The 16,364-nt window shown below is 66.8% G+C and carries 10 protein-coding genes; 3 read left to right on the top strand and 7 right to left on the bottom strand.

What is annotated here, in order from left to right; genetic code table 11:
* Nucleotides 1–38: 38 nt before the first annotated feature.
* Entirely contained in the window at nucleotides 39–2,372 is a 2,334-nt protein-coding gene (pbpC, locus tag KSS95_RS05975) for a peptidoglycan glycosyltransferase PbpC (RefSeq protein WP_217852493.1), read from the bottom strand.
* A 68-nt stretch (nucleotides 2,373–2,440) separates the two neighbouring features.
* Between pbpC and KSS95_RS05970 the strand changes: the two genes are divergently transcribed.
* A complete protein-coding gene (locus KSS95_RS05970; protein ID WP_217852491.1) occupies nucleotides 2,441–2,734 on the top strand; it encodes a hypothetical protein in 294 nt (97 codons plus the stop codon).
* Between the two features lie 128 nt (nucleotides 2,735–2,862).
* Here KSS95_RS05970 and KSS95_RS05965 read toward each other — a convergent pair whose 3' ends face one another.
* The gene (locus KSS95_RS05965; RefSeq protein WP_217852489.1) at nucleotides 2,863–7,767 is read right to left on the bottom strand and encodes an alpha-2-macroglobulin family protein; all 4,905 of its coding nucleotides are present in this window, start codon (nucleotides 7,765–7,767) and stop codon (nucleotides 2,863–2,865) included.
* 188 nt (nucleotides 7,768–7,955) lie between these two features.
* Here KSS95_RS05965 and KSS95_RS05960 point away from each other — a divergent pair, with 188 nt between their 5' ends.
* Nucleotides 7,956–9,293, top strand: a complete 1,338-nt coding sequence (locus KSS95_RS05960; protein ID WP_217852487.1) for an MATE family efflux transporter — start codon at nucleotides 7,956–7,958, stop codon at nucleotides 9,291–9,293.
* Between the two features lie 116 nt (nucleotides 9,294–9,409).
* On the opposite strand, the gene KSS95_RS05955 is transcribed toward KSS95_RS05960, so the two are convergent.
* From KSS95_RS05955 to KSS95_RS05935, 5 genes are all read right to left on the bottom strand, one after another.
* Entirely contained in the window at nucleotides 9,410–9,865 is a 456-nt protein-coding gene (locus KSS95_RS05955) for an REP-associated tyrosine transposase (RefSeq protein WP_217852485.1), read from the bottom strand.
* 211 nt (nucleotides 9,866–10,076) lie between these two features.
* Entirely contained in the window at nucleotides 10,077–11,990 is a 1,914-nt protein-coding gene (gene speA / locus KSS95_RS05950; protein ID WP_217852483.1) for an arginine decarboxylase, read from the bottom strand.
* A 152-nt stretch (nucleotides 11,991–12,142) separates the two neighbouring features.
* Nucleotides 12,143–12,514, bottom strand: coding sequence for a translation initiation factor Sui1 (locus KSS95_RS05945; protein WP_217852481.1), 372 nt, complete (start codon nucleotides 12,512–12,514; stop codon nucleotides 12,143–12,145).
* A 299-nt stretch (nucleotides 12,515–12,813) separates the two neighbouring features.
* Entirely contained in the window at nucleotides 12,814–13,350 is a 537-nt protein-coding gene (locus KSS95_RS05940; RefSeq protein ID WP_217852479.1) for an NUDIX hydrolase, read from the bottom strand.
* Between the two features lies 1 nt (nucleotide 13,351).
* Nucleotides 13,352–14,419, bottom strand: a complete 1,068-nt coding sequence (locus KSS95_RS05935) for a DUF2333 family protein (protein ID WP_134692510.1) — start codon at nucleotides 14,417–14,419, stop codon at nucleotides 13,352–13,354.
* 249 nt (nucleotides 14,420–14,668) lie between these two features.
* Here KSS95_RS05935 and KSS95_RS05930 point away from each other — a divergent pair, with 249 nt between their 5' ends.
* Nucleotides 14,669–16,285 carry a diguanylate cyclase gene (locus KSS95_RS05930; RefSeq protein ID WP_217852478.1) on the top strand — a complete coding sequence of 539 codons (1,617 nt, stop codon included), beginning with the start codon at nucleotides 14,669–14,671 and terminating at the stop codon, nucleotides 16,283–16,285.
* Nucleotides 16,286–16,364 lie beyond the last annotated feature (79 nt).

The raw sequence follows: 16,364 nt of genomic DNA, 5'->3' as shown, positions 1-16,364 counted from the left end.
CATTAGTACCGCGCCAGGCGCAGGCGCCCAGCAACGCCCTACTCGCTGACCTGGAACTCCACCCGCGCCGTTTCACCGCTGACATCCAGGGCACTGAGCTCGACCCGCCCGGCTTGCTCGAAGCGCACCAGCAGGCTGTCCTGCCCCTGGGTCTCGCCCAACGGCTGGCCATTGACGAACCACCAGCGCTGGCCACCACCGCCCAAGGCCGAAACCCGCAGTTGCAATGGTTCGCTGCTGGTCGCCGGGCGGCGCAGGTTGTCGCCGGGGCGCACACCGACAATCGACAACGGCGGCGCGCTGGGCGCCACCTGCGGCGGGCAGCTTGGGTCCAGCGCCGGCAAGCGCGCGGCGCGCCGCTCCAGACGCGGCAGCCAGGGCTCCAGCGGCGCCGGCCACAGGGCGATATCGCGGGCCTTGGCGCCGGGGCAACCGGCGTCCACGCGCAAGCCCTGGTCGTTGAGCCACACCGTTTCGCGCAGGCCCAGGCCCAACGGCTGGTCGGCCGCCTGCAAGGTCGGCGGGGTGGTGTTGTCCAGGGTCCAGGCAAAGCGCTGGCGCCGGCAGTTGCCGTCCTGGCGGTTCATCGGCTGGCCCAGCGGCCAGCAGATCGCGGCCACGCCAACCGAAGCCGGCACCGGCGCCACCGGCACCTCGATGCCGCGCTGGCTGTCGCGGTTGCTGAGCAGGTCGTGCACCTGCAGCATCAACGGCGCCGCCGAGGCCAGGCCGAACTGGCCCGGCACCGGGGTGCCATCGGGGCGGCCGATCCACACGCCAATCAGGTAGCGCGGGCCGACCCCCACCGACCAGGCATCGCGAAAGCCATAGCTGGTGCCGGTCTTCCATGCCAGTTGCGGGCGCTGCACCAACTCGGCCTGGGGGTCGCGGTCCGGGCGGGCCAGGCCGCTGAGGATGCGCCGGGTGATCCATGCCGAGCCCGGCGACAGCAGGCGGCGCTCGAGCAACGGGTCCTGGGGTTGCAGGCGGATCTTCGCGCTGTGCCCGCCCCGGGCGAACGCGGCGTAGCCGCCGACCAGGTCTTCCAGGCGGCTGCCCGCGCCGCCGAGGATCAACGACAGGTTCGGTTCGGCCAGCGGCGGCAACAGCAACGGCATGCCGCCCATGCGCATCTGCGCGGCGAAGCGCTTGGGCCCGTAGGCCTCGAGCAGTTGCACCGCCGGCAGGTTGAGCGACAGCGCCAGCGCCGAACTGGCCGACACCGGGCCACTGAAGCCCATGGAGAAGTTGCCGGGGCGATAGTCGCCGTAGCGCCGCGGCACATCCTGCAACAGCGACTCGGAATGGATCAGGCCATCGTCCATGGCCATGGCGTAGAGGAACGGCTTGAGGGTCGAGCCGGGCGAGCGCAGGGCATGGATCATGTCCACGTGGCCGAAACGGCGTTCATCGCCGAGGTCGATCGAGCCCAGGTAGGCGCGCACCGCCATGCTCTGGGTCTCCACCACCAGCAGCGCCGCCGAGGTGCGTTCGGGCAGGCGCGCGCGCCAGCCCAGCAGCAGGTCTTCGAGGCGCCGTTGCAGGGCGGCATCGAGGGTGGTGCGAATCAGCGGCGGGCTGTTCGCTGTGTTCAGCCGCCGCGCCAGCAACGGCGCCAGTGCCGGCTCCTGGCGCGGCGCCAGCAACAAGGGTTCTTCACGGGCTTCGGCGATGCGCGGGCTCGGCCACACCTGGTACTCGGCCAGGCGCTGCAGCACCTTGTCGCGGGCCCGTTGGGCACGTGCGGGGTGGCGGTCCGGGCGCAACCGGCTGGGCGCCTGAGGCAGTACGGCGAGCAACGCTGCCTCGGCCGGGGTCAGGTGCCTGGGCGACTTGCCCAGGTACGCCCAGCTGGCCGCCGCCACGCCCTGCAAGGTCCCACCGAACGGCGCGCGGTTGAGGTATAGCTGGAGGATCTCGCGCTTGGACAGGTGCCATTCCAGCTGCGCCGTGCGCCACAGCTGGCGCAGCTTGCCCGCCAGCGTGCGGTCGTGCGGGTCGAGCAAGCGCGCCACCTGCATCGACAGCGTGCTGCCACCGGACACCACCCGCCCGCCACGCAGGTTGAGCCAGGCCGCCCGGGCCAGGGCCATCGGGTTGACCCCGGGGTGCTGGTAGAACCAGCGGTCCTCGTAGGCGAGCAAGGCCTCCAGGTACAGCGGCGAAACTTCATCCGGGCTGACCGGATAGCGCCACACCCCGTCGGCATCGGCGAAGCGCCACAACGGCGTGCCGTCCTCGGCCAGGACCACCCGCGCCAGGTCGTCGCCAGGCATCGGCAACGGCCACACGCGATCGGCCAGCCACACCAGGGCCAGGATCGCCAGCAGCGCAATCGCCGCACGGCGCAGCGGGCGCGCTAAGCTTGGCATCGGGAACCGAGCGGGCCAGGTGATGGCCAAAGGCTGGGTAGCCTTGATTCGTTCATCAGGAAGCGACTATGCATGTAGAAGGTTTTTTCGGTTGGCTGGGCCAGGCGCTGGGCGAGATGATCCGGTTCATCGTCGATGGCTTGAGCGGGTTGTTCAACCTGCTGGCCAATGCCGGTGGCAATTTCATCGACGGCCTGGCGCGCACGCTGGGCATGGACACCTCGCTGGTCAGCATCCTTGCGCTCATCGTGGGCCTGATGCTGCTGTACTCGGCAGTCCGCGCGTTCATGCGGGCGTCGATCATCCTCGGGATCATCTGGGCGTTGCTGGGGTTGTGGGTGTTGAGTTGGGTGGTGCACTGAAAGCGCTGTAGCAGCGGCCTTGTGTCGCGATAGGGCTGCAAGGCAGCCCCAGGGTACCAGCGTCGACGCAGACATTTTCAGGGCCGCTGCGCGGCCCTATCGCGACACAAGGCCGCGCCTGCAAAAGCTCAGCGGGCGCGTACCACCATTTCACCTTGGCTTTCACCAATCGCCTGCAGGTTCGGCCGGTACATCGACTCCACCTGCGGCGGCGGGATGCGGTAGCTGCCCGGGGTCACCGCGCGGGCCAGGTACAGCAGGTGGGTGGTGCCATAGGCGTCCAGCTTGAGGGCCGCCACGTAGCGGTCGTCACGGTACTCCTGGTGCACCACGCCGGCGTTCTGCATCGACTCGCGCCACTGCTTCACCGCGCTGCTGGCGTTGTCCAGGCTGGCGGCGCTCTGCGCCAGGTTCTGGTTCTCCAGCTCCAGGCCCGCCGGCAACAGGTCCACCACCAGGGCGTCCGGCACCGGGGCCTGGGCCTTGAGCGCCAGGTGCACCAGCACCAGGTCGCCACTGCGCAGGTTGCGCACATCCAGCGCCTGGCCGTTCATGCCCAGGTACTCGCGGCGGATCTCCATGCCGTTGCCAACGGCGGCCGGGGCCTGGCGCGGGTAGCCGGACAAGGTCAGCTGCTGGTACAGGGTCTCGCTGCTTTCGTTCTGCACGGTCAACGGCGCGGCCAACAGTGGGCCTTCGAGCTTCATGCCGGTATCGTCGTTGTTCAATTCGCGCACTTCGCCGGCGCTGTCCAGACGCGCCTTCCAGTTGCCTTCCGGCTTGCCCAGCAGGCCACGGCCGGCGAGGAACAGCGCGTTGCGCTCCTGGGTCGACAGCCAGCGGTTGGCCGCCAGCTCATCGGACAAGGCGAACAGGCGCTGGTCGACCTGGTTGCCGGCCAGGTTGTTCTCCTGCAACAGCGCCAGGATCAGCGCCTGGTCGCGTAGCGCGCTGCCGTAGTCGGCCATCCAGCCCTTGCCGCGGCTGACCGCCAGGCCTGCTTGCAAGGCTTGCTGCGAGCGGGTCTTGTCGCCCATCTTGTCCAGTGCCACCGCCAGCTGCACCAGCGGCAGGCCGGAGCGGGCGTCGGCGCGGCGTTCGAACAGGCTGCGCAGGGCGCCCAGCGGCGCCTGTTGGCTGCGCGCCAGCACCAGCCCGGCATAGGCCTGCACGGCGAAGCGGGTATGCTCGGCGTTGTCGCTGTAGTCGACCTCGATCAAGTTGCGTTCCTGCACGTAGCGCAGCAAGCGCTCGCTGGCCTTCTTCACGACTTCGGCCGGTACACCGTAGCCCTGCTCGCGGGCACGCAGCAGGAAGTCGGTGACATAGGCGGTCAGCCAGTACTCTTCCTCGCTGTCCGAACTCCACAGGCCGAAGCTGCCGTTGTAGCGCTGCATGCCCAGCAGGTGCTCGATGCCCATCTCGATCTTGCGCTTGCGCACCTCGGCCGGTTCGCCCTTGATGCCCAGGCGCTTGAGGCTGTCGGCGTCGGCGTACAGCGATGGGTACAAGCCGCTGGTGGTCTGTTCCAGGCAGCCGTAGGGATAGGCCTCGAGGGCACGAATTTGCTCGGCGAGGTTCAATGGCGGGCGGCTCGACAGCGCCAGGCTGGCCTCGAGGCCGGCCGGCTCGAACGCGGCCAGGTCGCTGTCCGGCAGGCTCCAGGGCTGGTCCTTCAAGGCCACGCGATAGTGCTTGAGCATGGCCGGATAGGCCGGCCGCACGCCCAGGGTCCATTCACGTTCGAAGGCCTGGCCCGGCTCGCCCGGCAGTTGCAAGCCATCGACCCGCACCCGCACCTTGCCCTGGCCCAGGCCGCCCTGGGCCTGCACCGGGATCAGCAAGGTGCTGCGCTGGCCCTCGGCCAGGGTGACCTGCTGCTGCGCGCCACCGACCAGGCTCAGTTGGCCTTCGCCAGCCAGTTGCACGCTCAGTTGCTGGGCGCGCCCGGACAGGTTGGCCAGGTCCAGCGCCAGGTGGGTGCGGTCGCCACCGGCGAGGAAGCGCGGCGCCGACAGCTCGGCGATCAATGGCGCGGCAACCACCGTCTTGCCCTCGGCCATGCCGAAGTGCTCCTCGGTCCAGGCCTGGGCCATCAGCCGCAGTTCGCCGTTGAAGTCGGGGATTTCGACCGTGGCTTGCCCTTGGCCCTGGTCATCCAGGGTCACCGGCACGCTCTGCTGGGCGACGATGGTCACCGTGGTGTTGGGGCGCTTGCCGCCCTTGGCCATGGCCGCGTCGCCACCGAAGGCCAGGCTCGCCAGGCGGCCCTGGCCGGCTTCGATCAGCTGGCCGTAGATGTCCAGCTGGTCGGCGCCGTAGGCCTTGCGCCCGAACAGGCTGGCGAACGGGTCGGGGGTCTTGAAGTCGGTGATATTGAGGATGCCCACGTCAACCGCGGACAGCAGCACATGGATCTGCTTGGGCACGCTGCCATCGGCGTCGGCGACCTTGAACTTCACCGTCAGCGGCTGCTTGGGGCGCATCTTCTCAGGTGCCTGCAAGGTCACCGCCAGCTTGCGCTCGGCGCGGTTCAGCGGCAGGTGCAGCACGCCCACGGCGCGCTTGGGCGTGGCGTTGGCCTTGCGCTCGCCCGGGCGAATCACCAGGGCGCTGATGTACAGGTCGTGGCGTGCCCACTTCTTGTCCAGTTCGACCTCGAAGGTCTTGCCCTCGGCGGGCACCTCGATCTCCTGCCACCACAGCGGGCCATCGGCGGACTCGACCATCAGGTAGCCCGTGCCGGCGGCCGGCGGGGTCACGGTGACCTTGGCGGTGGCGCCGTCGGCGTAGGCCGGTTTGTCCAGGGCGATCTTTACCTGGTCGGGGCGCACGGCGCCGCCCTCGGCGTTGTCCTGGGCGCGGTAGCCGGCCCAGAAGCGCGCGCTGGAGACCAGGCCGGTCTGCGGATCCTCCACCTCGACGCGGTACGGGCCCCACTCGACCTGGAAGCTCAGCTTGGCGGTGGAGCCGGCCTTGACGCTGATGGTTTCTTCAGCCTGGGTGAGGAATTTCTCGTTGTAGTTGTAGCTCCAGCCGTCGCCCTGCGAGTAGTTCCAGTAGTAGTCGCGGCGCTCGCGGATCAGCCGCACCTTGAGGTTGTCGGCGGCGAGCTTCTTGCCGTTGCGGTCGGCAACCAGGAACTCGAACTGCACCGGGCCGTCACTGTCGGTTTCCTCGCCGTCGAACAGGCCGCGCAGGCCCGGCAGGCGCTCGGCGGGCCAGATCGGCTGTTCCAGGCGGCGGGTGATTGGCCGGCCCCCGGACTCCTGCAGGCTGGCCTGCACGGTCAGTTGCAGCGGCGAGCGGGCTTCGCTCCAGCGGCTCTCGATATCGATGCGCGCCTTGCCGTTCTGGTCGAGGGTGACTTCATCGAGCTCCAGGTCCTGGTTCAGCTCGGTTTCGGTGACCGCGCCGAACTGGTAGCCCGGCAGCGCCTTTACCGCTTCGCGCAGCGGGCGCAGGTAAGCCTGGCCGCTGAGGCGGTTACCGGCGGCTGGCGCACCGTAGAGGTAGCGGCCATTGACCTGGATGCTGGCGGTCTGTTCCGGCGCCAGCGGCGCGGCGCTGCCCTTGAGTTCCAGCGCCAGGCGCTCGGGGAGGAAGTCCTCGACGAGGAATTCGTAGACCTGCTTGCGGCCCCCGCCCAGGTCGAGCAGCAGCTGCCAGCGACCGGTCGGGGCCTCGCTGGCCAGTTGCAGCTGGTACTGGAACAGGCCGTTCTGGTCGGCCTCCCAGACGAACTTGCGGCTGACCTGCTCGTCCGGGCGGCGGACTTCCACGGTCACCGGCTGGGCCTTGACCGGCTTGCCGTCCTGGTCGCGCAGCAGGCCGTTGAGCAGCACCGTCTCGCCTGGACGGTACAGGTCGCGCGGGCCGAAGATGAAGAACTGCAAGGGGTTGGCCTGGGGGCCGGTGATGTCGAACTCGGCGAGGTCCAGGGCCGCGGTGTTCAGCCGCAGCAGGGTGGTGTGCACGCCCTGGGTGGCGATCAGGGTGTCGGCCTTGGCGGTGATCGGCAGCTGGGCATGGCCGTCGCCGTCGGTCTTGGCCTGGGCCAGCAGCTTGCCCTTGTCGTCGTGCAGCTCGAGGCTGACGCCATTGAGCGCCTTGCCGCCCTCGAGGGCCTGGGTGAACACATCGAGGCGGTCGCGGTAGCGGTGGGCGGACACGCCGATGTCGCTGAGGGTGAACAGGGTCGCTGGCTGCGAGTAGTCGTAGGTGCCGGACGCGCGCATCACCGCCAGGTACACACCCGGCGCTTGCAAAGGCTTGATCCCGGCGATCGGCAGCAGCACGGTCTCGCGGGTGTTGCGCGCCGGGTTGAGGTCGAAGCGGCCACTGTAGACCAGCTCGGCCATGTCCAGGGTTTCCTTGGACTGGTAGTAGTACAGGCTGGCGTTGCGGCCCCAGTTGACCAGGAAGGTCGAGAGCATCTCGGGTTTGACCCGGAAGAACTCGACGTCGACCTTGTCGACGTTCAGGGCGATCACCGGCAGGCCTTCGGCCAGGCGCGTGGGCAGCAGCGAGCCGCGGCTGGCGAAGCCCACGGTGGCTTGCATGTCGCGGGTCTCGAAGCGGCTGACCGACTCGGCGGCCAAGGCATTGCCGTTGACCGCCAGCAGGCCCTTGTCGATGGTCAGGACCATCTTGCGCTGCGGTTCGAGGTGGCGCAGGCGCAGTTCCATCTGGTTGTCGGAGAGTTCCCAGGCACCATCGACCTTGCCCTTGACGGTGTCGACCAGGTGCAGCCTGGCGGCGAAGTCCTGGTTGGCATCCAGCGGCGCGGAGACGCTGACCGACAGGGTGCTGGCACCGTCGAGCTGGACTTCCGAGACATCCAGCACGGTCAGCTCGCGGCCGGCATATCGCTTGGCCAGCACGGCGGGGTCTTCGCGCTTGGCGGCCTTGGTTTCGGCTGGCGCGACGGCAGTGGCGGCGTCGGCCGGCGCCGCAGGCTTGTCCGGCGTGGAGGAATCACAGGCACTGAGCAGGGCCAGCGCGCAGGCCAGCAACAATCCTTTGTTGAGCATTTGAGTGGGAACTCTTCGGCAGCGTGTACGTGAGGGAGGCAACTATAGCGCAACGGCAGGTGGCTTACCTGGCGATGCGCGGCAAGTGAGACCCTGTTCGCGCCGATTGGTTGCCGGGCGGGTACAATCCGTTCGGCCATCGCCGGGCAAGCCCCGCGATGGCCCTACTGCATCCCGCTGGAGCCCGCATGTCTTCACTGTCCATCGCCTGGCGCGAGCGCCTTACCCACCGCAAGGTCTGGGCCCTGGCCGCGCCGATGATCCTGTCCAACATCTCGGTGCCACTGGTGGCGCTGGTCGACAGCACGGTGATCGGCCACCTGCCCCATGCCCACCAACTGGGCGCGGTGGCGGTGGGCGCCACGCTGTTCACCTTCATGGTCGGGCTGCTGGGTTTCCTGCGCATGGGTTCCACCGGCTTTGCCGCCCAGGCCGCTGGCCGCGCCGATGGCGCCGCGTTGCGCCAGGTGCTGGTGCAAGGGCTGCTGCTGGCGCTCGCCCTGGCCGTGTTGATTGGCCTGCTCGCCCTGCCCTTCAGCCAGCTGGCGCTGCAGGCAATGCAGCCCAGCGCCGCGCTGCTCACATCGACCGAGGCATTCTTCCACACCCGCCTGCTCGGCCTCCCGGCGGCGCTGGCCAGCTACGCCCTGGTCGGCTGGTTCCTTGGCACCCAGAACGCCCGGGCGCCGTTGGCCATCCTGTTGACCACCAACCTGCTGAACATCGCCTTGAACCTGTGGTTCGTGCTCGGCCTGGATTGGGGCGTAGTCGGTTCGGCGCGGGCCTCGGTGATCGCCGAATGGAGCGCTGCGCTGCTGGGCCTGGCCCTCACCCGCCCGGCGCTGCGCGCCTACCCCGGGCATATCGCCTGGGCCGCGCTCAAGCGCTGGCAGGCCTGGCGCCCGCTGCTGGCGGTGAACCGCGACATTTTTTTGCGCAGCCTGGCGCTGCAACTGGTGTTCCTGCTGCTGACCGTGCAGGGTGCGCGCCTGGGCGAGGCCACGGTGGCGGCCAACGCCCTGCTGCTCAATGGCCTGCTGCTCGCCGCCTACGCCCTCGATGGCCTGGCCCATGCGGTCGAGGCCCTGTGCGGCCATGCCATCGGCGCCCGTGATCGCGAGTCGTTGCAACGCACATTAGTGGTGGCCTGTGGCTGGTCGCTGATCGTCAGCCTGGGTTTCGCGGTGCTGTTCGTGCTGGGCGGGCACCTGTTCATCGACATGCAGACCGACATCGCCAGCGTGCGCGCGGCGGCGTATCCCTACCTGCCGTACCTGGCACTGCTGCCGCTGGTGGCGGTATGGAGCTACCTGCTCGATGGGCTGTTCATCGGCGCGACGCGGGCGCGGGAGATGCGCAATGCGATGCTGGTGTCGGTGTTGATTGCGCTGCCCGTGGCGTTTGCCATGCGCGGGTTCGGCAACCATGGGTTGTGGCTGGCGTTCTTGCTGTTCATGGCGTTGCGGGCGATCACGCTGGGCTGGGTCGGGTGGCGGTTGCATCAACAGGATCGGTGGGTTCGGTGAAGCTGGGGCCGCTTCGCGGCCCTATCGCGACATAAGGCCGTACCCACAGGAGATCGCGGTCGTCTGTAGGAGCGGCCTTGTGTCGCGAAATGAGGGCGCAGCCCTCACCTGCTGACTCACAGCCAAACACAATCCCAATGTGAATACTCACCAGCACGCCGTACCAGCCCTGCCCTGATGGGATTCGCAACGATATATCGCGCGGCCATTCTCACATCCTCGTCTCGCCGCAAAGCCCGGTCGTGATATCCAGGCTGCCAAATGTGCTGTCGTGCAGCCCCTGCCTGATAAAGAGCACAGCTGCTTCGCGACTTGAAGGCACACATGAGTTTATCCAGGCTGGTAGGCCCAAGCTCGATCAACCAGTGCAGATGGTCTGGCATCAGAACCCAAGCCAATGTACGGCAGCTACCTTCATGATCACTCAGACGTAATTGATGGATGGCCGCTCGCGCAAACCAAAGGTTGTGGAACAGTGGGTTCCGCTGGCGGGTAACGGTAGTTAGTAGATAAAGCCTGCCTGATTCTGAAAAGCGCCCTTGGCGCAGGCGATGATTGCCGTGACGGTCCATGTCGACTTCCTTTGAACATTGCATTCGCAGGATAGGTGTCTCGATGGGGGATGGCGTAAGCGGGTCATTACCGGGTATGACGCGGTGAGGGCTGCGCCCTCAGATCGCGACACAAGGCCGCTCCTACAGGGGGATCGCGTATGGCAATTACTGCGCAATCGCCTGTAGGAGCACCTTGTGTCGCGAAAGGGCCGCAAAGCGGCCCCAGTGATTACGAAGACAGGTACGACGAGCGGGTCAAGCCAAGCCGCAGCGCATCCAGGTACTGCGTGCGCTCGCGCGCGCTGATCTTGGCGCTGGCGACCTTGTCGCGGTAGTGGGTCATCAACTCCTCCGGCGACAGGTGCACGTAACGCAGCATGTCCTCGATGGTGTCGTGGGTCTCGATACCGGCGTGGTACACGCTGCCATCGGCGTTCTGGTAGATGTTCACCGAGTCGGTGTCGCCGAACAGGTTGTGCATGTCGCCGAGGATTTCCTGGTAGGCACCGACCAGGAACACGCCCAGCAGGTAGTCCTCGCCGTCCTTGACCGCGTGCACCGGCATGCTGGTCTCGATGCTCTGCTCGTCGACGTACTGGTTGATCTTGCCGTCGGAGTCGCAGGTCAGGTCCTGCAGCACGGCCCGGCGCATCGGCTCCTCGTCGAGGCGGTGCAGCGGGATGATCGGCAGCACCTGGCCGATGGCCCAGGTGTCCGGCAGGCTCTGGAACACCGAGAAGTTGCAGATGTACTTGTCGGCCAGCTTGTCGTTGAGCTCGTCCAGCACCTGGCGGTGCGAACGCTGGCGGGCCTTCAGCGAGTTGTGCAGGCGCCGGCACACGGCGAAGTAGCACTGCTCGGCCAGGGCTTTCTCGGCCAGGGTCAGCTTGCCGTCGGCATATTGCGCGGCCACGTCGCCCATGTAGTGGGTGGCGCGCCAGTAGGTCTCGGTGACCATCTCGATGTCGGTCGGGCCCAGCAGGTCGGCCAGCCACTGCACGGTCTCGGGCAGCGCCGCCTTGTTCTCGATGGTCGGCACTTCGTCATTGTGGCTTTCCACGTCGGTGACCTGGATCACCAGCATGGCATGGTGCGCGGTCAGCGAGCGGCCACTCTCCGAGAAGATGTGCGGGTGCGGCAGGCCCTGGGCATCGCAGAACTCCTTGAGCATGCCCACCACCACGCCGGCGTAGTCGTCCATGTCGTAGTTGATCGAGCTGGCGTTGCGCGAGTGGGTGCCGTCGTAGTCCACGCCCAGGCCGCCGCCGACGTCGATATGGTCCACCGGCAGGCCCAGGGCGCGCAGCTCGCCGTAGTAGCGGATGGCTTCCTTGAAGCCGTGCTGGTAGTCGGCCAGGTTGGCGATCTGCGAGCCCATGTGGAAGTGCAGCAGGCGGATGCCCTGGTCCAGGCCGGCGTCACGGAAGCGCTGCACCACCGAGATCAGCTGGGCGGCGGACAAGCCGAACTTGGACTTCTCGCCACCGGTGTCGGCCCACTTGCTCGAGGCCAGCGACGACAGGCGCACGCGCAGGCCCACCTGCGGCTTGACCTTGAGGTCCGCGGCTTCCTCGATCACCAGGGCGACCTCGGATTCCTTCTCGATGACGATGAACACGTTGTGGCCGAGCTTCTGCCCCATCAGCGCCAGGCGGATGAACTCACGGTCCTTGTAGCCGTTGCAGACGATGGTGCCGCCTTTCGGCGCCAGCGCCAGCACCGCCAGCAGCTCGGGCTTGGAGCCGGCTTCCAGGCCGATGGAGACGTTCTGGGTGGCGATGATGTTCTCCACCACCGCCTCTTGCTGGTTGACCTTGATCGGGTACAGCGCGGTGTACTGGCTCTGGTACTCAAGACGCGCGATGTTGGCGTCGAAGGCACCGGTCAGCTGGCGCACGCGGTCTTGCAGGATGTCGGGGAAACGTACCAGCAGCGGCAGCGACAGGCCGCTCTGGCGCAGCTCCTGGACCTGCTCGAAGAGGTCGATCGGCGCGCTGTCCGGGCCGTTGGGGCGCACTTCGACGCGCCCGGCTTCATTGATGGCGAAATAACCCGCGCCCCAATGGCGGATGCCATAAACACTGCGGCTGTCGGCCACGGTCCACTGGCTACCATCGTCTTTGCGTGTGCGTCGTACGGACATTCAAGTCCCCTGTATGAAAAGTCGAAACACTGCCCCACCTTGTCGCGCTGGCAGTGTAGATACTGAAAATGACGATTCTTCCGTGTCAGGCATAGACCCTGCCCACGGGAACGAGTTTAGAAAGCGCTGGGCAAAAAATCGCGCGGCTGCACTCAGCCGCCGGATTTCTTCGCCTTGAAACCTTGCTTGATCAGCTCGGCGAGCAACAGCTCGACGTGATCACCCTGGATTTCAATGACCCCGTCCTTGAGCGCGCCGCCGGTGCCGCAACGACGCTTGAGCGCGCTGGCGAGCTCCTTGAGCGGCTCAAGGGCCAGGGGGACGCCCGTGATGGTAGTCACGGTCTTGCCGCCACGGCCTTTGCTTTCACGGCGCACGCGGGCAATGCCATCCCCCTCGGGGATGACCTGCTGCTTGCAGATACAGTCATCCACCGGTTTGCCGCAGTCGGGACAGTGCCGACCGGCATCGGTGGAAAAGACGAGACCGCCAAGGGCGGAAAAGGAAGAAGCTTTCTTGGCCACTTTTGTTCCTCGGTGCTGAGGACAAAAACTGGTCGGCGGGTGCCGACCGCGAAGCCCCACTCTGGCAGGGGCGGCGCTACTGCCGCAAGGTCCTGCGGCAGCCCGAAAAGGGCGCGCAGTGTAACGATAAATCTGGCTGTTGCTAAGTACAGGATTGCGCCATTTTACGAAAGTTTTGCGACCTTTGGGCCACTGGGGCTGCTACGCAGCCCTTTCCCGACGCAAGGCCGCTCCTGCAGGAGAACGTGATCCCCTGTAGGAGCGGCCTTGTGTCGCGAAAGGGGCGCAAAGCGCCCCCATTAGCTCAAGCCCGCCTGGTACCGCTGCAACGCCACCAGCGAGTCCGGGCAATACGGTCGTTGCGTACTTTCCGCCTGGGCCTGCTCGACACTGATGAACCGCGCCTCGATGACCTCCTCGGGCTGCAAGCGCAGCGCTCCGTCCCACACCGCCGAATACACCGCGCACCACAAGCGATTACCCGGCTGCTCGAAGTAGAACGTCTCGTGAAAACGCAACTCGACGCCGCTCACGCCCAGTTCCTCGGCCAGCTCCCGGGCCGCCGACTGGTCATAGCTTTCCTGGCAGGCGACCATGCCGCCTGCCGCCACATCCCAGTACCCCGGATACAACGCCTTGCTCAGGGTGCGTCGGTGCACGCACAAGTCGCCTGCGCTGTTGAACAGCAGGATGAAGGTGCAACGGCCGATCAAGCCGCGCTCGCGCAGCTCGGCCCTGGGCAAGGCGCCGAGCAGTTGATCCTGGTCATCGACCCAGGCCACCAGCTCGGCGTCGGAGGCTGCACGGTGCGCGACCTCGGCGGGACTGACCGGCATATCAGCCCTGGGACAGCAGCTGCCGCAGGTCGATGACCGCGGCGTTGGCCCGGGAGATGTAGTTGGCCATCACCAACGAGTGGTTGGCCCACATGCCAAAGCCGCTGCCGTTGAGCACCATCGGGCTCCACAGCGCTTCCTGCGAGGCTTCCAGCTCGCGGATGATCTGGCGCACGCTGACCGTGGCGTTCTTCTTCGCCAGCACGTCGGCGAAGTCCACCTCGATGGCGCGCAGCAGGTGCGACAGCGCCCAGGCCTGGCCACGGGCCTCGTAGAACACGTTGTCGATCTGCAGCCATGGGGTCTCGACCACTTCCTCGTCGACCTGCGGCGCCTGGCCCGGGGCCACGGACTCGGTCTTGAGGGTGTTGTTCAGCTTGACCCGGCCGACACTGGCCGACAGCCGCTGCGACAGCGAGCCCAGGCGGGTGGCGACGTCACCCAGCCAGTTGTTCAGGTTGTCGGCGCGGGTATAGAAGATCGCGCCCTGGTCGCCCTTGGCCAGGCGGGTCTGGTAGCGGGTCAGCGACTTGATGCCTTCTTCGAACTCCGACTCGCTCGAGGGCAGGATCCAGCTCTTGTTGTCGAAGTTGAAGCGCGGCTCGGCCTTGGCCAGGTCGGCATCCTCGGTGGACTGCGACTGCGAGCGGGCGAAGTCCTTGCGCAGGGCGCGGGACAGGTCGCGCACCTGGACCAGCACGCCGTACTCCCAGCTCGGCATGTTGTCCATCCACAGGCCCGGCGGGAAACGGTCGTTGGAAATATAGCCGCCTGGCTTGTCGAGCAGGGTGCTGGCCACGGTCTTGAGGGTCTCGACGGTGGTATAGCCAATCACCATCTGCTGGCCGTTGCGCTCGGCGGCGGCCTGGGCGTTGTTCTGCACCGGGAACAGCGCCGGCTCCTGGCTCCAGTACCAGCCCAGGCCGATGCACACCAGCAGGTACAGGCCGATCAACGTACCCAGGGCTCGGCTCCACAGGCCGCCCAGGTAGCTGCGGGTGGCGGCGCCACGGGTGTCGACCCGCTCACGGGGTTCGGCCTTGGCCTCGCGGTTTTTCCAATCCAGCATGGCAATTGTCCTTGATCAATCACGACGGTTAGGGGCTTGGACCACAGGCGTACGCCAGGGTGCCACGGCAAGCCCGCGTGGCAGCACTATAAAGCAGACGTCGCCATTCGTATAAGCGACCATCGGGTCGGCAACTGAATAATAATTCCCTAAACACTTTGTTGACCCCAGGCACTCGCTTGCCAAAAAGCAGTGCTAGCATAGAGCCATCATCGAACCTGCACCCTCCCCCTTATAAGTAGTCAGGACATGACCCAGCCAGCCGAGCCGAGCCACGAACGCCTCAAGCAGCACTTTGCCCAGCGGGTGATCCACCAGGCCCGGCAGATCCTCGAGATCTGGCAGCGCCTGCAACGTGGCGAGTGGTCCAGCGGCGGCCTGGGCGAGTTGTGCGAGGCCAACCTGCGCCTGCAACGCTACGCCGAACGCTTCGAACAGCCCGAGCACAGCAGCCTGTCGCAGGCCATCGGCCAGACCCTGCGCGCCATCGAGGCCAACAGCGCGCGGCTCAACTCCGAGCTGATCAGCGAACTCAACCGCCTGATGCAGCGCCTGTCGCGCACCGGCCTGCGCAAGGGCGACCAGCTCGACAACGTGCCCCTGCCACCGCTGCGCAAGCCGGTGTACATCGTCCTGCAGGACCACGAGCGCGCCGAGCGCCTGGCCCAGCAACTGGAGTTCTTTGGCCTGAGCGTGCAGGCGCTGTGCAGTGCCGAGGCGTTCCAGGCCTCGATGAGCGAGCGCCTGCCGTCGGCCATCGTCATGGACGTCGACTTCACCGGCGCCGGCCTCGGCCTGCACCTGGCGGCCCAGGCCCAGCAGGGGCTGGAGCTGCACATTCCGCTGCTGTTCTTCAGCCTCCACGAAACCGACACCCCGACCCGCCTGGCCGCCGTGCGCGCCGGCGGCCAGGAATTCCTCACCGGCACCCTGGACGCTTCCAGCCTGCTGGAAAAACTCGAGTTGCTGACCAGCGCCACCCAGTACGAGCCGTTTCGCGTGCTGGTGATCGACGACTCCCGCGCCCAGGCCCTGCACACCGAGCGCCTGCTCAACAGCGCCGGGATCATCACCCGCACGCTCACCGAACCGATCCGTACCATGAGCGAGCTGGCGGACTTCCAGCCCGACCTGATCATCCTCGACATGTACATGCCCGCCTGCACCGGCACGGAGCTGGCCAAGGTGATCCGCCACAACGACCGCTACGTCAGCGTGCCGATCATCTACCTGTCGGCCGAGGACGACCTGGACAAGCAGCTCGATGCCATGAGCGAAGGCGGCGACGACTTCCTCACCAAGCCGATCCGCGCCCGCCACCTGATCACCACCGTGCGCAACCGCGCCGCCCGCGCCCGCAACCTCAAGGCGCGGATGGTCCGCGACAGCCTTACCGGGCTGTACAACCACACCCATATCCTGCAACTGCTCGAGGATTGCAGCTTCCGCGCCCGGCGCGAAGCGCAGCCGTTGAGTTTCGCCATGCTCGATATCGACCATTTCAAGAAGATCAACGACCGCCATGGCCACCCCATGGGCGACCGGGTGATCAAGAGCCTGGCGCTGTTCCTCAAGCAACGCCTGCGCAAGACCGACTTCATCGGCCGCTACGGCGGCGAGGAGTTCGCCATCGTCATGCCCAATACCGGGCTTGTGGCCGCACACAAGGTGCTCGATGAAATCCGCCGGCGCTTTGCCGAGATCCACTACCCGGCACAGCCCCATGACCTGCAATGCACCTTCAGCGCCGGGGTGGTGCAACTGGATGACGCGCTCGACGCGCTGAGCATGGCCAGCGCCGCGGACGAGGCGCTGTACCGGGCCAAGCATGCCGGGCGCAATTGCGTGGTCAGCGTTGAGCCGTAGCCGCCGGCATCGGCCGCGCTAATGGAAAACTCGTAACCCATTGGTTTAACTCGCCCCTGTAGGAGCGGCCTGGCGTCGC

The sequence above is a fragment of the Pseudomonas muyukensis genome, assembly GCF_019139535.1.
Lineage (GTDB): Bacteria > Pseudomonadota > Gammaproteobacteria > Pseudomonadales > Pseudomonadaceae > Aquipseudomonas > Aquipseudomonas muyukensis.
Note: the sequence above shows the minus strand (reverse complement) of the source record. Positions and strands in the feature narration are given on the sequence as shown.